18 protein-coding genes and 1 pseudogene are annotated in these 24524 nt (G+C 53.1%); 2 read left to right on the top strand and 17 right to left on the bottom strand.

Going from position 1 to position 24524, the window contains the following annotated elements; genetic code table 11:
- Window positions 1-50: 50 nt before the first annotated feature.
- The 5 genes and pseudogenes from afaD to J4645_RS00275 form a co-directional block, all read right to left on the bottom strand.
- Window positions 51-521, bottom strand: coding sequence for an AfaD family invasin (afaD, locus tag J4645_RS00295; protein ID WP_000266931.1), 471 nt, complete (start codon window positions 519-521; stop codon window positions 51-53).
- A 21-nt stretch (window positions 522-542) separates the two neighbouring features.
- The gene (locus tag J4645_RS00290) at window positions 543-3053 is read right to left on the bottom strand and encodes a fimbrial biogenesis outer membrane usher protein (protein WP_023214861.1); all 2511 of its coding nucleotides are present in this window, start codon (window positions 3051-3053) and stop codon (window positions 543-545) included.
- 23 nt (window positions 3054-3076) lie between these two features.
- Window positions 3077-3814, bottom strand: a complete 738-nt coding sequence (gene safB, locus J4645_RS00285; protein WP_023197143.1) for a pili assembly chaperone SafB — start codon at window positions 3812-3814, stop codon at window positions 3077-3079.
- 83 nt (window positions 3815-3897) lie between these two features.
- Entirely contained in the window at window positions 3898-4410 is a 513-nt protein-coding gene (locus J4645_RS00280; RefSeq protein ID WP_208208956.1) for a pilus assembly protein, read from the bottom strand.
- Window positions 4411-5157: 747 nt separating this feature from the next.
- A pseudogene (locus tag J4645_RS00275) lies at window positions 5158-5862 on the bottom strand (integrase core domain-containing protein).
- Window positions 5863-5914: 52 nt separating this feature from the next.
- Between J4645_RS00275 and J4645_RS00270 the strand changes: the two are divergent.
- Window positions 5915-6229: a SymE family type I addiction module toxin gene (locus tag J4645_RS00270; protein WP_023892102.1), complete on the top strand. Its 315-nt coding sequence runs from the start codon at window positions 5915-5917 to the stop codon at window positions 6227-6229.
- 66 nt (window positions 6230-6295) lie between these two features.
- On the opposite strand, the gene J4645_RS00265 is transcribed toward J4645_RS00270, so the two are convergent.
- A complete protein-coding gene (locus J4645_RS00265) occupies window positions 6296-6574 on the bottom strand; it encodes a hypothetical protein (protein ID WP_077463746.1) in 279 nt (92 codons plus the stop codon).
- Window positions 6575-6656: 82 nt separating this feature from the next.
- Entirely contained in the window at window positions 6657-6887 is a 231-nt protein-coding gene (locus J4645_RS00260) for an RHS repeat-associated core domain-containing protein (protein ID WP_223195471.1), read from the bottom strand.
- A 161-nt stretch (window positions 6888-7048) separates the two neighbouring features.
- Between J4645_RS00260 and J4645_RS00255 the strand changes: the two genes are divergently transcribed.
- Window positions 7049-7246 carry a SymE family type I addiction module toxin gene (locus tag J4645_RS00255; RefSeq protein ID WP_001632469.1) on the top strand — a complete coding sequence of 66 codons (198 nt, stop codon included), beginning with the start codon at window positions 7049-7051 and terminating at the stop codon, window positions 7244-7246.
- A gap of 71 nt (window positions 7247-7317) precedes the next feature.
- Here J4645_RS00255 and J4645_RS00250 read toward each other — a convergent pair whose 3' ends face one another.
- From J4645_RS00250 to tssI, 10 genes are all read right to left on the bottom strand, one after another.
- A complete protein-coding gene (locus J4645_RS00250) occupies window positions 7318-7743 on the bottom strand; it encodes a hypothetical protein (RefSeq protein ID WP_001805083.1) in 426 nt (141 codons plus the stop codon).
- Entirely contained in the window at window positions 7718-12421 is a 4704-nt protein-coding gene (locus J4645_RS00245) for an RHS repeat-associated core domain-containing protein (protein ID WP_208208924.1), read from the bottom strand. Before J4645_RS00245 ends, J4645_RS00250 begins: the two co-directional genes overlap by 26 nt.
- Window positions 12422-12436: 15 nt before the next feature.
- Entirely contained in the window at window positions 12437-12895 is a 459-nt protein-coding gene (locus J4645_RS00240; protein ID WP_000186511.1) for a DcrB-related protein, read from the bottom strand.
- A 59-nt stretch (window positions 12896-12954) separates the two neighbouring features.
- Window positions 12955-15189: a type VI secretion system Vgr family protein gene (locus J4645_RS00235; protein WP_023214857.1), complete on the bottom strand. Its 2235-nt coding sequence runs from the start codon at window positions 15187-15189 to the stop codon at window positions 12955-12957.
- Between the two features lie 396 nt (window positions 15190-15585).
- Window positions 15586-16107 (bottom strand): DUF2778 domain-containing protein, encoded by a 522-nt coding sequence (locus J4645_RS00230; protein WP_000968384.1) that lies wholly within the window; start codon window positions 16105-16107, stop codon window positions 15586-15588.
- Between the two features lie 23 nt (window positions 16108-16130).
- Window positions 16131-16547: a DUF2195 family protein gene (locus tag J4645_RS00225; protein WP_001632444.1), complete on the bottom strand. Its 417-nt coding sequence runs from the start codon at window positions 16545-16547 to the stop codon at window positions 16131-16133.
- A 252-nt stretch (window positions 16548-16799) separates the two neighbouring features.
- A complete protein-coding gene (locus tag J4645_RS00220; RefSeq protein WP_023214856.1) occupies window positions 16800-17177 on the bottom strand; it encodes an Imm50 family immunity protein in 378 nt (125 codons plus the stop codon).
- Between the two features lie 10 nt (window positions 17178-17187).
- Window positions 17188-21693, bottom strand: a complete 4506-nt coding sequence (locus J4645_RS00215; protein ID WP_001632446.1) for an HNH/endonuclease VII fold putative polymorphic toxin — start codon at window positions 21691-21693, stop codon at window positions 17188-17190.
- 30 nt (window positions 21694-21723) lie between these two features.
- Window positions 21724-22155, bottom strand: coding sequence for a DcrB-related protein (locus tag J4645_RS00210; protein WP_001199685.1), 432 nt, complete (start codon window positions 22153-22155; stop codon window positions 21724-21726).
- Window positions 22156-22185: 30 nt separating this feature from the next.
- On the bottom strand, window positions 22186-24393 hold the full coding sequence (gene tssI, locus J4645_RS00205) for a type VI secretion system tip protein TssI/VgrG (RefSeq protein WP_023214855.1): 2208 nt from the start codon (window positions 24391-24393) through the stop codon (window positions 22186-22188).
- Window positions 24394-24524: the final 131 nt, after the last annotated feature.

Here is a 24524-nt window from a genome sequence, read left to right as displayed (position 1 = left end):
ACAGTATTCGCCTTATTCACTGATACAGGTAGTATGAGTGGAACAGATGTCTACGCCTCCTCGTGTGTCAATGCACAGGCCTTAAAATCCAGCGTCCAGGTATCCGCAGGCACTTCCTGATTGCCATCAACGACCACACTGAAACTGGCGTTATCTGCAGCGGTTCTTAAAATGGCGCCACGACCACTCACCGTATCTGGTTGCCACCCCTCACCCTCCAGGCGAACCTGAATGTGATGGCGAGGATCCTGTTGCCCGCTCAGCAGCAATACGGTAGGCGTGTTACCCGCCTTTTGCTCATCGCTCCATACCCGAAACCCGCTGTGACTGCCGTGATAAGTCACCCTGCCTTGCGCAAGCACCATCCCATCTGGCACATGCCCAGCCCGAAAGTAAGTCCCTACACGTAGCGTTGTCTGAAGTTTTTCTGCGGCGTTCGCTATCGGCATCAAGCTACTGGCAGCGACCAGTAAGGTTACGCTATAGATAACCGTTTTCATTCGCTGTATTTTCATCCACATTGTTCTCTCCTTCAGAATCGGCTATCTGCAGAGACCGCTCATTTGATACAAGCCCGCGATTCCCTTGTGGGCAGGTAGGCGGTAGTTAACCCGACATTGCTGTGCTCCCCATTTCACCGTCAGTTCGCCCTTATCCGCCAGACCAGTGAGATAAACCTGGCTATCAGTATCCACCAGAGCAGCACTGCCATCCTGCCCATTGACTGTAACCTGCGCCCCGAAAGGAATGGCGCTACCATCTTCCCGTTTCAGCGTCATCAGTGCCCTGGCCCCGATGCGAGTGTGAAACTTCGCTTCCACCACCGCCCCTTCGGTTGGCACCACGCGCACATCGGTTTGTGTGACCTCTGCGTCATCCGGTAGTCGCGACGGATCGAGGCTGACTGTATTCTCCTGATAGACGCTCAGGTTGCCCACTGTAGTGTCGCCACGAAAATCCGTCTTAACGCCAGGCCAGCCGCCAACTGGCACCCCCGAGGCCCCTGGCGCTTCAACCAGCGCCACTGAGCCTTGCAAAGGTTGCCCCAGCGTCACACCATGATGGTGGATAACTATACCTCCCGCGATATTGACTCCCATCTGGCGCATCGCCCGGCTGTAGCTATAGTCACCACCTAACAGGCCGTAATCCCCATTCCATGCCAAGTGCAATGCGCTGTTATTACCACCACCTGGCGGGGCATCGGCACGGTAACTCTGACGCACCTCCCAATCCAGTTGCTGACTGAATGCCTCTCCGTTGACCCCCACTTGTTGCGTCTGACCACCGTGTGATGGTGAAGTCATCTGCCAACTAGCACTTACATTATTCCCCGTCCAGCGGCTTAATGGCATACTGAACCACAGGCTGGTTATGTTCTCTTTACGGTGCTCGCCATTGCGCCACAGCGTTCTGTTTTGATTCCAGTTCAATGACAGCAAGCCCACTCCGATAGAGGTTCCCCAACTCAGTCCGTAGCTGTCATCATGACCGGGGCGATTACGCCAGTCGGTACGGGAACCGATTAAACTCAGATTGCCCAAATGCCTCCCCCATGACTGACTCAACATCAGGGTGGTACGTGAGCTCGGCTGCAAATTTTCCCGCCACGACCATAGACGGTTGCCATTATGTCGATAACTGTCGAGCACATCGGATAGGGTGTTATAGCCCTGCGAGGCATATTGCCATCTCGTCAGAAACAAATTTGTCCCCGTCGCAGTCAGCTGGTTGCTGTAACGCAGTCGCCAGGAGGCTCCTTGCTGTACCGCTTCCCCCTGACGCTGACTGTGTGTGTCGCTTCCATCGACAGATAAACTCCCCCACCGCCCGAGAGATCCCCCCAAACCAAGCAATGCAGCTTGATAGTGCGTTGCACTCTGTATACCGCCGTATGCAGTGAGATTCCACGGCAGACCATACATCAACGTAGCCTGCGCGATCTGCGCCTTATCCGTTGCAGAGTCTGACGATCGGTATCGGCCCGCCAACAGGCTGTACTTCAAATATCCCTGGTGCAGTGCTATCGCCGGGGTCTGATACGGCACCACAAACATTTGTGTACTGCCATCGGCCTCCCACACGGTGACATGCAGATCACCACTACTGTCTGTTACCGACAGATCCCGCAGTGCAAACGGTCCGGGCGCCACGGTGGTGTTGTAAATGGTGTAACCATTCTGTTTGACCTCCACCCGAGCCTGCGTGCGGGCAATCCCACGCACTACCGGAGCAAACTGCCGCTCACTGTAGGGCACCATGTTGTCATCCGATGCCAACATCACACCGGTAAATGGCACACTATCAAATATCTCCCCCTGCGAAGTCTTTTGCCCCAGAGTCAGACGACTTTTTAGTGAGTACAGTCCACGCTCAGCATAGGTATATGCTGCCTGCCACTTCCCCGACTGTTGACCACTCCGCTGCCAGCTGGTCGCATTGCGGACACGCCACGCACCTATATTGATTCCCGGTTGCAGTTGTACCCAGGAAGAGTTGTCACGCCTCTCCATATCCATTTTGTAATCCGTCTGCGTTGTCCTCGCACTGTAGTTCATCAGAAACGCCGGAATACCATCATCCCAGAGATCTTCAGGAGCGATCCCCTTAAATTTCGTACGCAACGCCACCTGAGGAATACTCAGTTGCAGTTGCTGATTATTGGTATCCAGTACCGCTTTAGCCTGTGGAATGGCGCTCAGATCCGCACACTCATCTGGGGTCTTTGCTGCTTTCCACAACTGAGGGTAATCTTCCGTTTTTACGCCGTAGCGTGAAAGCTGACTGACCGTCAAACAAGGAGCCAGAAAAGGCGTTCCTTGCCCATCCTTTTCCAATTTGAACACCACATCACGGGTGTCGACACGTTTACCATTCACCATCACGTCCACGCGATAAGTCCCTGGCTGTTGTACCCCCTGGTTAAAGAGCGACATATCAACCCCTTTCGCTGCATCGCCCAACATTGATGCATCGAATGTGTAAGCGTGCGCATTTGCGCAATGAACCACTCCCGCGATAAACAGTAGCAAGGCAGGTTGTTTGAACTTCATTTTCTGCCGCTAAACCCCTGGATTTATTTAAGAACGTAGTGGAACGGATGACTTTCACCACCAAAGTCTGTAATAACTCTCCACTCAATATCACCATGGGCACTACCTGGCATATTTAGTGTTTTGTCAGCAAAGGGGGGGACATACTCAAGCCCTGTAATGGGCTTTCCCCCTACTGTGACAGAGGCTAAATTCATGTAAAACGGGGTGGGGTTCTCCACCTTAAGTTTGTTGCCCGTCTCCACCCATCTTAAATTTCCTGCAACATCTTCCGGCGTCCCCTTCACGGCATCCGGGCGGAAAATCAGCTTATCACAGGCGTTGATGGACAAATTGAGGTCAAGGGTCGCGCCCTTAGCCTGTGTATCCGACGGTTCATTTTCGGGTGGTACCGCCTTTATACAGACCCACTGTAAAGTCTCACGATCCGTTGGCATGTCACCACCAGTACGGACAATACGCAGTTGACTCTGCTGGTTCGCTTCTAAACGAAATAGAGGCGGCATCACCAAAAAGGGAGCAGGCGAACTTTTGTCTGCTGCTTTGACTGAAGACTGAACCAAAATAGGGTAATTCTGCGGGTTGCTCACCGAGAGCGTCGCGCCGGGCGTACCAGCGTGATAAATCACTCGTGTAGCCCCCAGCTTCACGCTGAATAATTTAGTGGCTGAATTTAATTGCTGCCTGGCGGCATATACTGAAACCATAGAATTAGTGGCGAACAAAGCTACCGCCATTACAGCAAAATTAACTACTTTCATATCAAAAATTGTAAAAGAAAAATAGATGATTTGATGTGTATTGCGCCTTAAACAAGGCACAATACACTAATAGTTGTTTACTATTAAGGTTGATATCCCACTACGTCTACAGTTATTGGGTACGTGTCAGCTGTGACATTCTGCGCCACTCCTGTCAGGACAATATCAAGTGCGTCATTGCTATTAAAGGTCATCCAGTTCACCCCATTCCATTTTTCCGTGCCACCAGCTCTTCTAAGACTGTCACTTGATAAGCCCACAATGATCTCTCTACCAGTATTTTTACCAGCTACACGCCATGCAGTGCCAGTAAGGTCTACTATTTTGTTAGCAATCCCCCTGACCCCGAATTCTTTAAGAGTAGTAGAATTAACTTCAAGCTTCGCAATTTTCGTGCCAAGAGCATTTGGCCCAGCCTTTAAGCCCGACACAGGAATAAGCGATACGGATAAATCTTGGGGAGAGGAAAACACAATATCCACTGATTTTTGTTGCTCTGAGTTCGGCAAAAATGAGCCAGCATAACAACTAGCAGCCATCATGCTCAACGCACTTGCGATAATCAATTTTTTTATGATTTTCATTTGAAAAACCACCTTTTTTAACCAAATTAAAAAAATCCAGCACATCCAGAATACATAACACCATACCAAATCTTACCGTATGGAAAAATCCGTGGCTGGTAATAACAGCTTGTACTTATTGGTATTTGTTACCAATTCAAATAAGTAATGTCATAAAAATCTATATATCAGAGCACCTCTTAATCTGAAAAAAATTGCGTTATTGCCAATATAAACAGTGTTTATGTTAACATCGTGTTGTCAGGGTGGAATAGAATACTAGTCAAAAAGCAATTATACCTTCCATTTACATTCAAGTGATAACATTACAATGACACCCACCACACTGGGTGTGGGAAACTTATCTTCGAAGAGAGGATAATTATCAGGCATCGTTGCAACATTGTTTATATTTAAACATACATCTCCTAACTCGACGGTAAGATTATTAGTTAACTTTTCCTCGCAGGGAAGATCTTTAATGGAAAATCTTGTTTTCCGAAACGGAAAAGCAATTATAACGCTCCAACGAGAGTCTCAACACTAAGAGCTGACTGACACAGGTCAGACTGATTATACAGGCATGAAAAAGCTCTCCCCTTCCTTTCAGTTCTTGCTGGATTATGCAAACGTCGCACCACCTCCCCGTGAACATGGCACATTAATTTGAAGCAGCTCTCATCCGGTATCGCTTTTCAGTGCAGCGAAATTCATCGCAGGTGCCCCCGTAAATAGACCCGTTTTAGTTCCATGCATTTTTAAGATTCCGGCCAGATAACGTTATTGGCGGTATTCCTTGGGTATCATATTGTTCCGCGATTCATATGGACGTTCGCAGTTATATTCTGATAACCCTTTATCCGTAATTTACCGCACCTCATTCAGCGTTCTGAACAGATAAGAATTGAGTATTTCTGTACGGTATGTCCGGTTAAAACGCTCGATGAAAACGTTTTTCTTCGGCTTACCCGGCTGGATAAACGCCAGCTTTACTACATGTTTCTTTGCCCATTCAGCCAGTGCCAGCGAGATAAATTCCGGTCCCTTATCCATACGCAGCATGGCCGGATAACCGCGGTTGCTGTAATCCTGTCGAGTACACGGACCACTCGCAGAGCTGGCAGATTCAGATCGATTTCAATCGACAACGCTTCACGATTACAGTCATCAACAACATTGAACGTGCGAAAACGACGCCCATAAACCAGCTCTGGTTCAGCGCTCCCGGCGTGACCAGTGGCGAGGGATTGCGTACCGGCAGCCGTTGTTTACCCTTACGGCGAAAATTCAGCTTGAGCAGACAGTAAATACGGTGGAGCCTTTTGTGATTCCACGCGTATCCCTGCCGCCGTATCCAGACTTCCAGTTGTCCCTGGTGGCTTCAGAAATACCGGCCTCCCGGTAGACATCTTTAACAGTCTGTCCGGATTCGACTGATCTAATCACAGCGATGATCTGGTGCGCAGTAATACGGGCTTTACGCACAGCGATCTCCTGCGTTGGCAGATTGATTATGTCGGATGATCTCTAAATGTGAATGGCTCGATTATGCGGGATACTTACATACTCACGCATTGAGAGACTTTCAGTTCGTTTGTACGGTGAATGGATGCCGCAGGCGGGGTTTATTAACGGGATGCCCGTCAAGGTGCGGGTAATGAGGGATTGCATCGTGATCACGCCGCAGCATACCCACGGACTCTTTGTCTGTATTGAAGGGATGGGCGTAACCCGCATTAATAAACGGAGTGCAGAACAGTGGTTAAAAAAATTTCTGGGGGCGCTGAACAATACCGGAGATATTCCGGTGATTAAACGCAAAAGAACGGAACAGGAGTTAATGAGTAATTGATAATAAAAAGCCGGGAAAAGATAACCCCTCCGGCTTTTACACATTATTCCTCCGGTTCCAGATGTTTTATTTCAATCCTTTTGGTTTTATTTCGGGATGTTTTTCATATAATGGATTCATTATTTTAATAAGCATTTCACCCATGATCAAACCAACCGCTTCTCGATATACCTTAAATTCATCCTCATCACAACGGGACTGAACAACAGCAACAGATTCATCAAGTTTCTTACCAAATCTCAACATTAAATCACTAATTAATATAGCTGTATCCTTATCGTTAACCATACTTATTCCTGTAGTAAAAACATCAATAGCCTTGATTTCCTTTACATTCGTTAACACAATTCCAGCAAGCAAATCCGTTACTTTTTGTAGGTAAAGGCATAAATGAGCATTCACTAATGCAATTATTTTCAACCATTTTTCATCTTAATAACGTGCCAGGATCACCTTTATCAGCGCCACAAGTAATAAGACCAAGAAGATCACTATCTGTAATAGGATTCAGAGGATAATGATATCGGTTCCATCCCCCTTTCAGCCCTATCGGGTCCTGGCTGACGAACCAACCACACTCCGGTGCATAATATCTGAACAGATTTGAATGCAGGCCCGTTTCATCGTCAAAATACTGCCCCGGCAGCCGGTTGCTCATCACTGGCCGGGGCTGGCCGGGGAGAGGGGAGCGCAGTGCCAGGATGTCGCGCCCATACTCGCTCGCCCTGAGCTCCACAATCAGCCAGCATCCGGCGGAGAATTAAGAATTTATTTAGATGCCTCGGCGTCAGCGTCCGCCACATCAACAGCAAAGCCTGCATGCCCACCTGTTACTCACAAATCCCCAGCGGCGACTGGCAGGAAGAAGTGGGATTTGAGACCGGGCACGGCGTCACCGTGAAGATTTCACAGGGGTGTATTGTGCTGATGGCGGACAGTAACGAGGTGCAGAAGCTGCGCGAACAGCTTTATCATGCTAAACAGGTGGTTAAGGGGGTGAAGGATGTGCTGGTTTAGTGGATTGAACGAGAGCTAAATAATAAAAAAACCGGGAAGATTTAATTTCTTCCCCGGCTTTATTTAACTAATTATCTAATTTCCCATTTAATAGAACTATCTAAAGAAGTTAGCGGGCAACTTAGAAAATTCTTACTTCCTATGAAAGCCAGGTTATATCTCATAATATTCTTTCTGCCATAATACAATGAGTAATTTTTCCCAGAAAACTTCATTAAATTGCTAAAGTCCTTTGGAGGAATATAGTACCCATTTTGAGAATCCAATACTTCATGCATATCTTGTATTACAATTCTGCAAATATTCAAAAGTTTATTAGGGAAAAGAGGTGATGAATGAACAGTATCAGTCTCGATAATAATAATCAACTCATCATCATCATAAGTTGTGAGATTAACACTAAGCTCTTGTCCCTCAAAAGACCAATGATTTAAGGTTGCCTCAGCACAAAGCGATAAAAGTAATTTATTATCACTCGAAAAATTTTTCAAAGTCATCCCACTGCCCTCGATTAATAATTTTATCCCTCAGGAAGAGATGCCCTTTCTCACCATTAATATTTATATTCAGATGAGGGAATGTCGATTTCCCCACACCTTGCCCCCAATCTCCATGCCCCCAATAAACAGAGTCACCAGCTTTATTCTGCCAACCTATCCACTTACCATTAGAGTCATATATTCTGGTTTTTCCTAAACCTAGCTGATTAGCGGCCCAATTTTTTGCATCATTCATATTATTGAAAAGAGTATCAACCTTAGTAGTCCCTTTTTTAGTTGTGAGTCTTTCTATTTCGACCCCATTCTTTCCTGGATCTTTATTTTTTAAACTACCACATTTAAGCCCCAACGGATCGAGCCAGCTTAACGGATTCGGCGCATACTGATAAAGATTAATGCCCCCCGCCAGCCCTATCGGATCGCCCGATATAAACTTCCCGATATCCGGATCATAAAATCTGTATAAATTGTAATGCAGCCCCGTTTCCCTGTCCAGATATTGCCCCTGGAAACGCAGGTTCTGCTGTACGGGCCGGGTTTCTTTTTCATGCGTCAGGTTCCCCCATACCTGATAGCCCGCTTCCCAGACAATATTGCCCCCGCCGTCCGTCATCTCCTCCGGCGCGCCGTTTACGTCCGTATGGTAATACAGCACCTCATCCGCTTCGCCCGGCGCCGCCCTGTCCACCCGCGCCAGCGGCTCGTGGCTCCCCTGGTCGCTGTAGATATACAGGCTGCTGCTTCTTCCCAGCCTGCACTCCTGCGCCAGCCGCATTCCGTCCCATAAAAACGTCGTCCGGTTATACGGCTTTCCTTCCGCGTCCAGTTCGTGCTTCTCCACCCGCCTGCCCGGCGCGTCGTACACGTACCCGTAACGCCGTACGGTGTCCCCCCGGGTGACCGCCACTTCCGTCAGCCGGTGCTCCGCGTCCCAGCGGTAGTGCTGCGTGCCGTTGCGGCCCCGCTTTTCCACCACCCGGCCATATTCATCGTAACGGTAATGCAGCCCACGGTATGACGTTATCCGGTTGAACGGCACCACGCTGCCTGCACCCGCCTGCGCGGTCTCTCCCTGCCGCCTGTCCAGCAGGTTCGCCGCCGCGTCGTACTGCCAGCTGTCCAGGTATGCCTCATTCCGGCACGCCGTGATGCGCCCCGTCGTGTCGTAAAAATAATCCGTCACCCCCTGCCGGCTGTGCCGCTTTTTCAGCAGCTCATCCTGGCCGCTGTACGCATATTCCCGGTCAATAAACGTCTCCGGCACCACTCCGCGCATTCCTTTACAGGTCAGTTTCCGCGTTAACCGGCCCGTCCGGTCGTACATCCGCCGCGTGTCCAGCCGCCCCTGGCTCCGCTGCACCTCACGGTGCAGGTGGTCACGCGTGAACTCGCTGATGACATCACGCCCCAGGTTGACTTGCTGAAGATGGCCGCTCCCGTAGTACAGGTACCGCAGCGTCCGCCCGTCCGGCATCTGCGTTTCTGTGCGGTTGCCCTGAACATCGTACCGGTGCTGCAGCACGCCCTGCGCCGTCTCCTCGCTTAGCAGGTTACCCGCACTGTCGTAGCTGAACCGGATAACTTCCGGCTCTCCGCCTTCCGCCGCATCATGCTGCCTGCGGCGGATTTCCAGCAGACGGTCCGCCGCGTCGTACCGGTATTTCGTGCGCGTCTCCGGCGTGATTTTCGCCGTCAGCCTCCCCGCCGCATCACGCTCCAGACCGTGGCGGATTTCGCCCCCGCGCTCCCCGCCGTATATCACTGCCGTCACCGCATTCAGCGCGTTATACCCGTATACCCGGCGGCTGCCGCCGGGGTCCGTCTGTTCCGTCACCCGGTCCAGAACATCGTACCGGAACCGGTAGCTTTCCCCGTTCTCGTTCGTGAGCGTGGTCAGCCGCCCGTAAGCGTCGTACTCATACGCCGTTCTGCGACCCGTCGCATCCGTCTGCCTGCGCACCCGCCCCTGGCCGTCCCGCTGCCAGCGTGTTATCTGCCCTGCCGGGCTGGTGTATTTCACCAGCCGTCCCGCCGCATCCGGCTGGTAACGCTCCGTACGCCCGTCCGCGAACATGACCTCCGTCAGATGTCCGTTGCCGTCATAGCTGTAACGCGTACTGTTACTCTCCGCGTCCGTCACCCTTTCCAGCCGCGTGCGTTCATCATAAAACCATGCCGTCTGCGAGCCAGAACAGTCCGTGTGGCGCATAAGCTGCCCGTCTTCGTTCCACTGCAGGTATTTATCTCCGCCCCGCGCGTCGGTTATCCGCACCACCTGGCCGTGCCGGTCATACCCGTATACCGTGCGCTGGTGCAGCGGGTCGATGACCGCCTGCAGGTTGCCCCGCTCATCATACTCATAACGCCACGCCGCCCCCGCGGCATCCACCTCCGTTTCCGGCTGGTGCCACACCGGATGCCACTGCGTCTGCTCAACCCGGCCCAGCGGGTCATGCGTCTCCGTCAGGTGGCCGAGACGGTCATAGACATAACGCCATTTGCCGCCCTGCGCGTCCGTCATCCCCAGCAGTAACCGCTCTTCATCGCTCCAGCGGAAAGTGGTCATCTGCCCGGCCTCGTCCCGGTACGCCGTCACCAGGCCCTGCGCATCCCACCAGTGGCAGCGCGTACGCCCCAGGCTATCCGTCACGCACAGCGAGCGTTCTGCCAGATTCCAGTCCAGACGGTACTGCTCGCCGCTGTCCGTATGATGGCCCGTCACCCGCCACGCCGCATCGTCCGGGCCTTCAAACCACGCCCAGGTGTAGTAATACCGTTCGCCGCCCGGCTCCCGGTGCATCGTCATGCAGTCGTTGTCGTCGTACGCAAACTCGCGCTGATACTGACCTGCGTTGTCCACTACCCCGTTCAGCCGCCCCGCCTCATCGTAGCGGTAACGCCGCAGCAGCTCCGGCTCCCCTTCCGGGTAATGGCGGAAGATGCGCGTCACGCGCTGCGGGTGCGCTGCCAGCTCATAGTGCAGCCGGATGCAGGGGCGCTGCCGATCGCCGCTGATTTCCACCAGACGCCCGTGGTTGTCGTAGGTCAGGTGCTGGCAGTTACTGTTGCGGTCGCCCAGCATTTTCAGCCGCCGACGCTGTGGGCTGAACGGGTCCGCTTCAAACAGCCTGTACACGCCGTCATCACTGCTGATAAGCCAGTGGCCCTGTTCGCTGCGCCGCACTGCCAGCCCCTCGCCGGGGCTGTAAAAACCACTCCCCGGCTCCACCGCCTGCAGGTCAATTCGCCGTCCCATCGGGGCCACATACGTCATGCAGTTTTCATCCGGATTGTCCGGCGTACGCTCCAGGCACACTTCATACAGCACGCTCCAGCCCCGCCCGAACATCCCCTCCGTCCGTTCATCACGGCTGCTGTAGGTCCGCTGCCACTCCAGCGGGAAGTGGCCGGGCAGACTGAAATCAACGTCATCATCGCCTGCCAGGTACTTGGCTCCGGTGGCGGCGTTTACCGGGCGGTTCAGCGCACTCCCCGCCTTCTGAACCATCATGTTAATGCCCAATCCCATCATAAAGCAGGCACTTTTAGCTGACGCCCGTCCGGGCTGCATGAACGTCAGCGCAATGGTGGTCACCAGGGTTATTTGTGACTTACCGCTTTTGATATCCCGTACCACCAGAAGCGGCCCGCCGATACGTACATCACCGGATACATGTACGCCGTTCTCAGGCTCATCCACCACTTTTGCCTCGCAGGTACAGCGTACCCCGCTGCGCGCCGCAGGCTGGCTGTTGATACGCACATCCCGCGTCCCTTCGGCGATATATTCTGCTGCGGGCGGCTCATCGTCGCCTTTGAACAGGTTCGACACGCTGCCGATAAGCGCGCCTGCCGCCTGAAAACCGATTTCCAGCGCACCGAAAGGGTTCATCGCCCCCAAGACCGTCCCCACCGGGTCGTCCGTCAGCGCCTGCAGTTTCTGCGCCATAAACTGGCTGAATGAAGAGGGATGTTTGTGGCAGTCGATTTTATCATCCTGTTTCGGGTCAGACCCCGGATATGCCGTTGCCACCGTGGGCTGCCACATCTCTGAAATAAAGTGGCCCGTGTCGGAAAGCATATCGCCCGCCTCCGCCAGAGCATCATTTCCCAGCGAGGCCCATCCTTCCGCTGACCCCATCCGGCTCACCACGGAAACGACGCCCTTAGCCATATTCTCTGCCCGGCCTTTTACTGCATCCAGATATTCCCCGGCCACATCCCACATTGATTTGGCGTCCTGCCTGCGTTTTTCTTCTTCTGCCTCTGCCTGCGCCTGCGCGTCCAGGGTTTCCACATCATGGCGTGATAATGCCGTTGCCGCCGCCCGCGCCGCCCGTTTGCTGTTAATCCGGGTGTCGCCTGAGCCGGTCAGGATATATCCCTCAATTTTCGGCGGAAAAAGGCTGTTGGCTATGTCTTCACAGGCTTTACTGATTTTCTCCCCGGCGCCACTCAGCAACATCGTCGCGCCGACCACGGTCCCCACAAGTAATACGGCGCTGCATCCCAGCGTTGCCACTGTAGCCCCCGTCGCCAGCGCCACAACAGCCAGTGCCGCAAAATCAATAGCCGCATTGATGGCGAATTCCAGCGCACTGCCCACCAGATCTGCCAGAAAGGACGTATGCAGCAGCGCGTCGCCTTCCCTTGCCGCCCAGAATGCCTCTCCCATACCACACTCCCTGTGTTATTGTCCGGTTGCCGTGTTTTCCGGATCCAACCTGAAACGCAGATTCTTTTTGATATCCGCCCAGCGCACCCTATCCGCTTCGGTTAACGCTGTTGAGCGGGCATAGGTCAGGGCCATCATTACCCGGCTGCTCTGTAGCACAAATACCGCCTGGTACTGATATACATGCTCATTACCCCGGATGAACTGACTCTGTATTTCCAGCCCTTCCATTTTCCCGTCAATACCCAGCAGGACAACCTGTGCTGGCGTATAACGCAGTTCCTTAACCTGCTTTTCCAGTTTTTTCATCTGTTGTTCAACCTGGGACGCCAGCTCATCACCGTCCTGCATTTTGCCGCGGCTGATAATCAGCGCCGCATCCGGATCGCTCAGGCGGATCATATTGAGGGTGCTGTCCTGGGATATATTACCGGAGAAGCTCAGGATGGCTTCGTTGATATAATAGTTCGTCATGATTATATAAAATCCTTTTTGGTCTGAAGGTGTTGATAAGTCCGGCACTAAAATAAAAACTATTCTTTGGGTGGAAAAGTTTCCTTAATTACTGCTGCCATTGCTGTTTTTTCTGACTCACCAAATGTTCCCACTTTGGGTTCTCTTTTATCCATATTTAAATCCAGCTGCCCTTTTATAGTATTAATCTGACCATCGGCATCTGTTGCAGTAATATTGAACGTTTTACAGGTTACGTAAAATTCCCCCTTACTGCTCATGTACAGAACAGTGTCACCACAACTCAGGGTAATAGAATCACCCGCTGCCAGATATAACTCTTTTACCGTCTGAATGGTTTTATTTCCTCCGGCCAGAGAGGTATCGTCATACTGAACTTTATGGTCGCGGACAGCGCCAATAGTGGCTATTTCTGACTGATCAATGACCTTAACCCGATTATTCCCCACCCAGTGACTTTCATTATTATTAACTTCAATACGCTGATCTTTTTCAGCATGTAGCCAGACCTCTTCACTACCGGGTTTATCTTCAAAACGCAGGGCGTTGGCATTGGTCGGTCCGCCGCCGATAGTGTGGCTGTATATCCCGCTCTGTGTTGCCGCGCCCGGCAGTCCCCACGGCGGCATGGTGTCCTGGTTGTAGGTACGCCCCACGATGATCGGCAGATCCGGATCGCCGTTTTTGAAATCCACCAGCACTTCCTGGCCGATACGCGGGATCTGGATCATCCCGAAGCCTTTGCCCGCCCATGGGTAGCTGACGCGTATCCAGCAGGAGCTGTTTTCATCCATTTTGCCGTAGCGATCCCAGCCAAACTGTAACTTTACCCGCCCGTACTGATCCGTCCAGATTTCCTGTCCCGACGGGCCGGTGACGATGGCGCTCTGCGGCCCTTTGGTGTGGGGTTTGCTCACCGTCCGCTGCGGGCGGAACACCTCGCGGGTGGGGTGCAGTTCAAAACGGGTGGAAAAGGTAAAGTGCTGGTCCTGCCCGCTGTGCTGCGCGTTGTCCTGCACAAACAGCAAGGTCTGCATCAGCAGGTATTCCTGATTGACTTCGGCAGTGGGATAGTTTTCCAGCGTGAAGGTATAACCGGTCATGAGTGTGCGGATATTCCCTCCCCCCAGCACCCGACTGCCGGGGCTGCGCTGCGCCTCCATACGAATGCGCGTCAGCATCTCGCCTTCACTCTTGTCGAAGTAGTCTCCCGGCCACTCATAATGCTCGTAGGTGGCATGACCGGTTTCACGCGGGTTTGCCACCGTGTTTGCCAGCAATGAACGTGGCTTCGTAAAATCGAAATCATCCAGCACCCACTGTCCAGTCCGCAGACTCTCGTTTGCCGTGATAGTGTGGATAAACTCCTTGTCCAGCTTCAGCCCTTCCTGGTGCCACTCGACCAGCGGCGAGTCCGGACATGCTTTGTGGGCGCTGATGGCATCCGCCAGCACCAGCGTGTGGCTGTCCTCGCTGTGCTCAAACCACCAGTAGATGCCCCACTCCTGCATCAGTCGCTGAAGAAAATCAAAATCAGTTTCACCGTACTGCACCTGCCAGGTACGTACCGGGTAGCTTTCCACCAGCCGCTTTTCCACCGGGTAGGGGTATTCCGCCAGAACCTCATCCAGAATATCCACCACGGTTTTATTCTGGAATGCTTTGTAGTCGCTGGTATGGGTCAGCAGTTTTACCCACGGCTCCATACGCAGCTCATAGGTAACCGAACGCCCTTCATGGCCCACTACCCGCGCCGCCGTGACCAGCCCGCTGATATGCCGTTTACCGCCACCATCCAGTTCGATGTTGACGCACAGATCTTTGCCCACCATCGGTTTGAGCGGCAGGTTGGCCGCCGGGGAGACATAGCCCAGGTTCAGGGTGTCGGGCGTTTTTAGCTGTACCACATAGCTGAACAGTTCACTTAATGTTTCGCCGCCGTCCAGGCTGGCGAACAGTAATGCGCCCGGCGGTACGGCGCTGCCGCTGACCGTCACATTATGCGCCCCCGGCCCGCCTGCAACAGCGGAGACGATGGCCGATACCGCATCCTGCGCCATACCTGCGGCAGCCGCAGCCTGCGCCGCTGCCACCGCGGCTTTCACCAGTCCTGATGGCTCCGGCAATGCGCCAAACAGCGATCCCGCAGCCTGTTCCACGGCGGCTTCTGCCGCATCTGCCACGCTTCCGGTGACTGAATCTGCGGTGACACCGCCACTTTCTCCGGTTATCGGCGGCGTGGTTGTCGTCAGCCCTCCCATACCGGATTTATTATTTGTGGATACAAAACTCATGGTAGTGACTCCTTTAATACCGGATTAAAATAAATAGACTCACCGTCAGGAAACAGTGCCCCGCACTTTATAATGCAACCAGCCTGTTATATTTAAATATTTACCAGAAGAACAGGGTATATTGCTGACAAGAGCCATGAAAATAAAAACACAAAAATTAGCACATAACATAAATACTGAATTACATAAATAAGGAAATGAATATAACAATATTATGATTTTATTTTTATTACGCTTACCAGATTCGCATTGCATTTTATAAAAATTTGATTAATAACCAGCACACCGCCAGTCATATACTTTATCATTGGTGCTCGTTACTTATCTGGCCACCATTGTAATCATTGTCAACCACAGCACGTTCAGACACGATAATTTGATCCGGTTTTAACGGTATTATTGTTTTGTTCCACCATTCGTTTGCTGACCAGAAACATACTTAACATTAACCGTAAATGTCTTTTCACCATTTTCTTTTTCCGTCTCCTGTTTCAGAATACGGAAAAACACCGGTTCCACTTCAATACAACCATGACTGTAACCTTTGGTGGAATCATGGATATAAAAACCACCCCGCTTGCCCCCACAGGCTTTTCGGGTCTTCTCATCCGCTGATTCCAGCCGGATACGGTTATATCCCCAGTTCGCCCAGTATATCTCACATGTTCCGGCAGCCTGACCTCGCGGAATGGTACTCCAGCCCCATGATGGTCCCAGATCACAATCCGCAGCATTTCTTATCGGTGCCTCCCCCTGAAACTGAATAAACAATTTATAATTCCCTTCCGGTATCGCCGCATCCGGCACACACTGTTTATCTGGCCACTGTAAATCCGGTAACCCCGTGGTCGCCTTAAATATCCCGATACCAGGCCATGTCAGCTTTTGCCCGTCAAAAGTCAGTCTTACCGCCATCATCTTCTCCCTGATTATTCTGTGTATTACAGCGGTGGTGTACAACGTATCATTAGCGCCAGCTTCTGATCCCGTACAGACTGGTTATCCACCGATAATACAAAGCTGAAAGGATAACGTCCCTGCATCTTCGCCAGTGAGATATTCCCCTCCTGAAGGGAATATGCACTTCCGCGTCCGTAACCCTCAACATCCTGCGCCAGTAAGCTGGTATAGCTGATTAATGCTGAGAAACAGCCACATTCACCGGTACTTTTTTTCAGTGTGACCGTTGTTTTCAGAATGGTAAGGTTATCCATTTCCTGACGATGAACGGGATGGATATCCACACACTCCGCCAGCGGGTTATCAATATTTACATCTGTTCCGCCCCAGGCAAATACAGGCAGGAACACTCCTGCACAGGCAGACATAAACAGAACCTCTACAGCGTACTTTTTCACAGCATCTGACCTCTATTTTTTTCATCCACCAGCCCGCACCTCCTTCGCCAGCAGCTCAAAACTGCCCCGGCCGCTGCCACGCCGAGCGGCCACAGGCATCATGACCCTGCACCTGGATGTAGACCGAGTAGAAGCTGTGCGAACAGCTTTATCAGGCTGAACAGGAGGTGAAGGACGGATTGTTTAGTGTACTGAACGAGAGTTAAATAATAAAAAAGCCGGACACATTTAAATGTCTTTCCGGCTTTGATTTCATTGGCTAATATATACCGAAGGCCCCATAAGTTGTATGTGAGAACACTTCAGATTTAGAAGGATATCAGCTCCCTTTATTATAACTTCATTATTATCAGTATGTATTTCTATTTTTGCTAGCATATCTGTAGACATGCCATCTATTTTTAAATATCTAACTCCGCTACAATTTATACCACACCTACATCTATTGTAACCTTTAACCCATTTAGGTAGAGGATTATCCGGTAATTCATTAACCAAATCGAAGGATATTGTCACTGTAGCAGCTTCACGCTCTATTTTTATGTCAAAGACATCGATTTCATTTACTTCAATAGATTTAGTGAAAACTTTGTTAAATAATATACTACCATCAATATCATTCCAGTACATGTCGCTCTCCTCAAAATTCATAATGATCAAATGTACCAGGAACTGAACCCGTTCGAGTATTTTCGATTGGTCTTACATTTAAATGAGAACCTTGATTTCCTACTCCATCAGCATAAGAGTGTCCAGCAGAATGATCTTGGATGATAATTTTAGAACCATCCGCTCTGGTAAATTGATATTCTCTTGTCCAGACTTGATTGCCATTGTTATCAAAAATAGGATTTTTTCTGGAATCAGTCATTGGTACATTTCTGTGATCACTGAAAAATCCAGTTTTAGAATTAAATATTCTGTCTGGTTGTTGATTCATCGGAATACCGGCATCTCTTTTCGCAGCCCTGAAAGCTTCATTTCTCGATTTGAATTGTGCACTACATCCAGCTAACCCGTATGGATCTGCCCATGTCAGCGGATTGTGAACATAACCATAGGTGTTTAATCCCCCCGCCAACCTCAGTGGATCCTGGCTTAAATACTGCCCCGTCCGTGAGTCCATGTAGCGGTGTAAATTATACCACAGCCCGCTCTCCTCGTCCTGCCACTGGCCCATAAAGCCCGCGTCACAGCTTTCACGCCCGTCAGGCGACGCGTCGTTCGCCGCCGCCAGCCCCCACAGGCTTCGCTGCCGCCGCCACACCTTCCGTCCGTTAGCGCTGTACATCTCCTGCGGCGCACCATCCGGGCCGATGAGTATGGGATAAAAGTCGCTGGTGTCGTCGTTCGCCGCCCGCGCCTCCTTCGCCAGCAGCTCAAAACCGCCCCGGTAATGCCACTGCTCACGCAGCGCCGGACTCCCGTCCGCATAGCGCTTCTCACTCGCCGACAGCGCCATCCCCAGCCACTGATAACGTACCTCGCTGACGGTGTGGTGATTTTGTTTCCACGCCGCACGGATAATATTACGCTTCGCCGTTCTGCGTCCGAAAGCGTCGTAGCGGTACTGCCACACCTCACCGTCCGGCGTTTTCACCTCCCGCAGACGGTCGAAGTCATCCCAGCGGTAGCGCCATTCCTGTGGCCGGAAGCCCCGTTTCTGTTCGGTGCGTTTTATCACCCGCCCGCAGGCGTCGTATTCGTAGCGGCTGTCTCCCGCCTGCGTCACACATTCGTTGCGGTAATCATGCTGTGACAGAATGCCGTTTATCCGGCTTTCCGCGATTTGCTCGTTCACCGTGTAGCGGTAGCGCTCTTCCTGCGCCGGGCCGTCGGCGTTCAGTCGCAGCACGCTGGTTATCTGGTCGCGGTTGTCATAGCGGTAGCGCGTTTCCTGTTCGCTGCGCGTTTTCGACCACATCTCATGGCCCGTCAGGCGGCCCGATTTATCCCACGCGTAACGGTGCTCTCCCAGCGGTCTCCACGACGCCACGCTCTCATGGCTGCCTGCCAGTCGCTCCGCCCCCGGCCGCTGCCACGCCGTGCGGCCACAGGCATCATGGCCCTGCTCCTGGATGTAGACCGCGTGGTTCAGCGGCGTCTGCGCCAGCCAGCTTTCTTCATCCTCCGGGCGGTAGCGGCGGCTCCGCTCCTGCCCTGCCCGCGTATGACCAAACTCCATCCGGTGGCCGTTGCTGCGGTAAGCCGTTAATACGCCCGAGGCATCGTATTCCCGCTGCGTTTCGCCGTCCGCGGTTTTCGTTCCCGTCAGCCGTCCCGCGTCATCGTAGCGGTATTCCGTTCGCTGACCGTCCTGCTCTTCCGCCACCAGCCGGTGCCGGTCATCCCATTCCAGCGTGATGCGGCTGGTCAGCGTATAATCCTTCTGCGTGGCGTCGCTGCACTCATACACCTCCGTGCTCACCATCCGGTCATAACGGTCCCAGCCGTAGCGCAGTTGCTGGTGCTCACCCGTGATGGTTGTCACCCGACCGAATTCATCCCGCGCATAGCGCCACACGCTGCCGTCCGGGCGCACTTTCTCCGCCAGCCTGCCCTGTTCATCCCGGCGGTAAACCGTCCGCCGTCCCGACCAGTCATCCTCCCCCGCCAGTTGCCCCGCCGCATCATAATGCAGCCGCCAGCGCTGGTTGCCGGAGCGGGTTAACTGTGTCAGCCGCGCCGCGCCGTCATAGTCGCAGACAATGCGCTGCCCGCCAGCGTCCTCCACTTCGCGCAGCAGGTCGAATGCGCCGTGGCGGTAGCGCGTGGTCTGGCCCATCGCGCCGGTATGGACGGCGATTTTTCCCTCGCCGTCGTAGCGGAACGTTTCTGCGCCGCCGTCAGCCCGGATAACCGCGCTGACCTTCTCATGCGGGTTGCTCTCTCCTGGACGGTACTGCCAGTACGTGCTGCGCCCTTCCGCATCCGTCACGCCCGTCAGCCGCAGCCAGCGGTCTTCCGCATAATGTGTCGTCCGGCCTGCCGCATCGGTATGCGCCGTCAGGCTGCCCTGCGCGTTATAAGCCCACTGCTCGCGGCTGCCGTCCGGATAAATGACCTCCTTTATCTGGCCATCTTCGGTGTAACGGTACTGCCATTTCTGGTCATTCACTTCCCGATGAACCAGGTTGCCTTCGCTGTTATAGCGGTATGCCGCCGTGGTGCGGTGGTCCCGGTAAGTCGTTATCTGCCCGAACGCATCCCGCTGCCATTCCCGCTTGCGCCCGTCGGCATCCGTTTCGCTCAGGATGCGTCCGGCGTAATCGCGTTTAATCTGTGTGACACGCCCGCCCGGCTGCCGGATGCACACCGGATGGTCATATTCATCGCGCACCCGTTCCGTGATGCGCCCCAGCGGGTCTCGCTGTTTTATCAGCAACCATGTTTCATCAAACCACAGCGTGGTGACGGCCCCGGTTGCATCGGTGTACTCGGTTTTGCGCTCTGCCGGGAAGTAACGGAAGGTGTCGTTATACAGCCCCTCTTCGGTGCTCGTCGCTACCACCCGCCCTTCATCGTCGTAGCGCAGGTGAAAATGTGTCGGGCCGTTGTCCCGCCAGGAACTCAGCCAGCCCTGTTCGGTGTAGGTGTAATGCAGTGTGCCGTTAAACCGTGTCTGCGCGTCACGCAGCCACCACTCATCGCCGTGGTGAGTGTAGTCATAACGTACCAGCTCACTGCCATCCACCTCGTCGCTGACGCGGTAAATCAGTCCTTCCGGGCCACACATCACCCGCAGGTGCAAACCGCCACTGTGTTCGACGTTTGTCAGATGGCCCACGCCGTTATAAAGAAAGCGGATTTCGTTGCGGTTACGGTCTTTGATAGCGGACAGACGCAGGCGGCGTGCGCCGGGGGAAACGGGTGTGAAGATATAGCCCTGCTGCGTATGCTCATTGAAGATGACGGCCCGCCTGCGGTTACCCGTCAGGCGGTAGTGCGGCACCAGCAGATTGCGGCAGTTGTATGGTTCCTGCACCGTGGAATAGGCCGGACATAAACCCTCAGCATCAAAATAGGTGACATTCTGCCCGTCGCTGTCAAATTCCAGGTACTGCGACCAGTTACACAGCCAGCGAGTGCCCAGAAAGCCGCTCACGGTGTGGCGGCCAGTGTAGGCGCGTTTCAGCGTTAACGGCAGGATATGGGGCCAGTGGAAATCAGTACGGTAGTCGAGGTATTCGCCTGTTCCCGCGTCCACCGGGTCGCTGAATCCCTGGCTGATACGCTCATTGGCTGCCCGGTTTAACTGTTTTGCGCCCCACAGAGCTGTCAGAACCTCTAAACCGGACACGACAGATTGTTCTGTAACAGACATATCCGCATTAATCGGCCCGTACTGCCCGGTAGTCTTATCCGCCGTGATGGTTTTACACCCGTCCTGAATCACTGCCGAACAGGTGATTTTATGCCCCTTACGTGCGAGCGGCAGACTGTTTACAGAAATGATTTTGCTGCCCTCAGCTATCTGCGGCAGCGGTTCGCCCGGATCGTTGCTGCAAATCACCGGATCGGTTACCCGTGCCACTGCTTTTCCTTCAAAAGTGACATTGGGCGAACCTTCATGAATTTCTCCGGTATCAGAGGCCCAGCGGGAACCAATGGCCATCGCGGCACCGCCGACAAATCCCCCCGCCAGCCCTCCGGCTCCGGCAGCAACAGTGGCAGCGAGTACCCCCAGCGCAGCCCCTCCCGTCGCAACGACCAGTGCACCGACCGCAATCCCTACAATAAGTCCACCAATCAACCCACCAATTGCGCCCAGAAAGGAATTGTTATGAACAATATGATGTCCCACACACGCCGGTATATCTGTGGGGCCAGAAACCGCGTGATCTTTACCCCAGGTATCCATAAACCAGTCACCCGCTTTGGTACCCAGCCATCCTCCCAGCATCCCTCCCGCCATTCCGGCAACCAGAGGGCCGCCAAATCCAGCAACGGCTTTGGCTATTCCGGCGGCACAGGTTTTGGCCGCTGCTGCTGCCAGCCCTACCTTTGCCGTTGCCCCCACCATACTGACGACCGTGATTCCGACACTGGCAACATGCCCTGTGGTGGCGATGTTTTCTACTGTTTCGGTATTACTGTCCCGCTGGTCCAGTTCCGCCAGCTTTTCCTGCGCGCTTTTTTCCGTCATCCGTTCGTCCTTACCACTGCGTCCGCCGGGTTATTTGTCCTGCGGCATCCCAAAACGAAAATGCAACAATGTCCCCCGCATCGTTTTACGATCTTCCTCTGCCAGCGCCTGCGTTGAGGAATAGGTCAGCGTCAGCACCTGACGACCGTTAAGTATCACCAGCAGTAGCTGTTGTATCGTTATTCCGTTGTTGTTCCAGCTAAACTCCCAGTATTCCGCCGGACGCTCTTCCACATGGCAGGATTCTTCCACCGTGAATGTCATCGCCTTCAGCTCAGTACGGAATTTCTTCTTCTGTACCGCCAGATAATCACTGAACTCCGCCCCTTCCGGCAGAATTTCACGCGTGACCACCAGGTTTGCGCCTGCAATGTCGCTCAGCACCGGTGTCAAAATGTTCATCGTGTTATCCTGCCAGTTTCCGGGCAGGGAAAAATGTCCTTCATTAATAAGGTATTGCATGGAGATAAATCCTATTGAATGCAGCTATTTTTACTGTGGATTGAGTGCCAAATGGGTGGGGCCGTTCAATGTGATGGTGCCGTCTGAATTCATGGTGAGTGAGCTTTTACCTACGGTTAGCGTAATCTGTGTTTTTGCCGTCAGATGAATAGCCCCGGAAATGGATGTAATAGAGATATCTTTTTCAACCGTTTCAGTACTGGTGCCAGTTTTTACCGTTACCTCCCGTATCCCTTTCTCCACAGTCAGGAGCTGATCCCCTTCCGTCACCTTGACATTGCGGTTTCCCTTAATCGTCTCAGTATGCTTACCAAAAACATCTTCCGTGCGATCAATATGCACTTTTGTAATTTCGTTATGGATAATGGTCTTTGTCCGGTCGGCATTTACCGTATGTGTTTCATTATTCTTCACCGTGGTGTTGAGATCTTTTTCCGCGTGGAACTTCACTTCCTCCGCGCCGGTTTTGTCGTCAAAACGCAGCATGTTGCCATTCGTTGGCCCGCCATACAGCGAGTGGCTGAAGATCCCGCTCTGCGACGCCATTCCCGGCAGTCCCCACGGCGGCATGGTGTCCTGGTTGTAGGTACGCCCCACGATGATCGGCAGATCCGGATCGCCGTTTTTGAAATCCACCAGCACTTCCTGGCCGATACGCGGGATCTGGATCATCCCGAAGCCTTTGCCCGCCCATGGGTAGCTGACGCGTATCCAGCAGGAGCTGTTTTCATCCATTTTGCCGTAACGGTCCCAGCCAAACTGCACCTTTACCCGCCCGTACTGATCCGTCCAGATTTCCTGGCCCGACGGGCCGGTGACAATGGCGCTCTGCGGCCCTTTGGTGTGGGGTTTGCTGATGGTTCGCTGCGGGCGGTACACCTCGCGGGTGGGGTGCAGTTCAAAACGGGTGGAGAAGGTAAAGTGCTGGTCCTGCCCGCTGTGCTGCGCGTTGTCCTGCACAAACAGCGTAGTCTGCGCCAACAGATATTCCTGGTTGAGTTCTGCCGTAGGGTGATTCATCAACGCAAAGGTGTAGCCAGTCATCAGCGTACGGATATTCCCGGCACCGTGAACCCGGCTGCCAGGGCTGCGCTGCGCTTCCATACGAATGCGCGTCAGCATTTCGCCTTCGCCCTTGTCGAAATAATCGCCCGGCCATTCGTAGTGTTCGTAACTGGCATGGCCGGTTTCACGCGGGTTTGCCACTGTGTTCGCCAGCCGCGAGCGCGGTTTTTTAAAGTCAAAATCATCCAGTACCCACTGCCCGGTACGCAGACTTTCATTGGCTATAATGGTGTGGATAAATGCTTTATCCAGCTTTAACCCTTTTTGATGCCATTCTACCTCCGGTGAATCCGGGCAGGCGTGATGTGTACTGATGGCATCCGCCAGCACCAGCGTGTGGCTGTCCTCGCTGTGCTCAAACCACCAGTAGATGCCCCACTCCTGCATCAGTCGCTGAAGAAAATCAAAATCAGTTTCACCGTACTGCACCTGCCAGGTACGTACCGGGTAGCTTTCCACCAGTCGCTTTTCCACCGGGTAGGGGTATTCCGCCAGAACCTCATCCAGAATATCCACCACGGTTTTATTCTGGAATGCTTTGTAGTCGCTGGTATGGGTCAGCAGTTTTACCCACGGCTCCATACGCAGCTCATAGGTAACCGAACGCCCTTCATGGCCCACCACCCGCGCCGCCGTGACCAGCCCGCTGATATGCCGTTTACCGCCGCCATCCAGTTCGATGTTGACGCACAAATCTTTGCCCACCATGGCTTTAAGCGGCAGGTTGGCTGCGGGGGAGACATAGCCCAGATTCAGGGTGTCGGGCGTTTTTAGCTGTACGATGTAGGTAAACAAGCTACCGAGAGCTTCCGAGCCGTTCAGACTGGAAAACAGCAGCATCTGCGGTGGAACTGCGCTGCCGCTGACCGTCACGTTATGTGCGCCCGGCCCGCTGGTTGCACCAGAAATTAGTGCCGATATCACATCCTGCGCCGCGCCCGCCGCTGCCGCAGCCTGTGCCGCCGCAGCCACCGCTGCTTTCACCAACCCCGACGGTTCAGGCAGGTCGCCCATCAGAGATCCCAGCGCCTGTTCCACTGCCGCTTCTGCGGCTCCCGCCACGCTTCCGGCAACCGAACCTGCTGTAGTTCCACTGTTTTCACCTGTTATCGGCGGCGTGGTTGTCGTCAGCCCCCCCATACCGGATTTATTATTTGTGGATACAAAACTCATGGTATTTGCTCCTTTAATACTAAATTTAAGCGCAGTATTTGGCAGTCGGAAATAACATTCCACTGGCACAAACATATTTTAAAAAGCACAAAAAAGCGCTTACGTTTCAAAAAAAATGCAATGCTTATCTT

This window comes from Salmonella sp. 32082101201600294FB01SM01 (genome assembly GCF_017572865.1).
GTDB lineage: Bacteria > Pseudomonadota > Gammaproteobacteria > Enterobacterales > Enterobacteriaceae > Salmonella > Salmonella enterica.
Note: the sequence above shows the minus strand (reverse complement) of the source record. Positions and strands in the feature narration are given on the sequence as shown.

What these genes read in the sequence shown, in the direction of transcription:
- afaD (WP_000266931.1), bottom strand. Translation starts at nt 521, where the DNA reads ATGTGGATGAAAATACAGCGAATGAAAACGGTTATCTATAGCGTAACC.
- J4645_RS00290 (WP_023214861.1), bottom strand. Translation starts at nt 3,053, where the DNA reads ATGAAGTTCAAACAACCTGCCTTGCTACTGTTTATCGCGGGAGTGGTT.
- safB (WP_023197143.1), bottom strand. Translation starts at nt 3,814, where the DNA reads ATGAAAGTAGTTAATTTTGCTGTAATGGCGGTAGCTTTGTTCGCCACT.
- J4645_RS00270 (WP_023892102.1), top strand. Translation starts at nt 5,915, where the DNA reads ATGGCTCGATTATGCGGGATACTTACATACTCACGCATTGAGAGACTT.
- J4645_RS00260 (WP_223195471.1), bottom strand. Translation starts at nt 6,887, where the DNA reads ATGAGCAACCGGCTGCCGGGGCAGTATTTTGACGATGAAACGGGCCTG.
- J4645_RS00255 (WP_001632469.1), top strand. Translation starts at nt 7,049, where the DNA reads ATGCCCACCTGTTACTCACAAATCCCCAGCGGCGACTGGCAGGAAGAA.
- J4645_RS00250 (WP_001805083.1), bottom strand. Translation starts at nt 7,743, where the DNA reads ATGACTTTGAAAAATTTTTCGAGTGATAATAAATTACTTTTATCGCTT.
- J4645_RS00245 (WP_208208924.1), bottom strand. Translation starts at nt 12,421, where the DNA reads ATGGGAGAGGCATTCTGGGCGGCAAGGGAAGGCGACGCGCTGCTGCAT.
- J4645_RS00240 (WP_000186511.1), bottom strand. Translation starts at nt 12,895, where the DNA reads ATGACGAACTATTATATCAACGAAGCCATCCTGAGCTTCTCCGGTAAT.
- J4645_RS00235 (WP_023214857.1), bottom strand. Translation starts at nt 15,189, where the DNA reads ATGAGTTTTGTATCCACAAATAATAAATCCGGTATGGGAGGGCTGACG.
- J4645_RS00230 (WP_000968384.1), bottom strand. Translation starts at nt 16,107, where the DNA reads ATGATGGCGGTAAGACTGACTTTTGACGGGCAAAAGCTGACATGGCCT.
- J4645_RS00220 (WP_023214856.1), bottom strand. Translation starts at nt 17,177, where the DNA reads ATGTACTGGAATGATATTGATGGTAGTATATTATTTAACAAAGTTTTC.
- J4645_RS00215 (WP_001632446.1), bottom strand. Translation starts at nt 21,693, where the DNA reads ATGACGGAAAAAAGCGCGCAGGAAAAGCTGGCGGAACTGGACCAGCGG.
- J4645_RS00210 (WP_001199685.1), bottom strand. Translation starts at nt 22,155, where the DNA reads ATGCAATACCTTATTAATGAAGGACATTTTTCCCTGCCCGGAAACTGG.
- tssI (WP_023214855.1), bottom strand. Translation starts at nt 24,393, where the DNA reads ATGAGTTTTGTATCCACAAATAATAAATCCGGTATGGGGGGGCTGACG.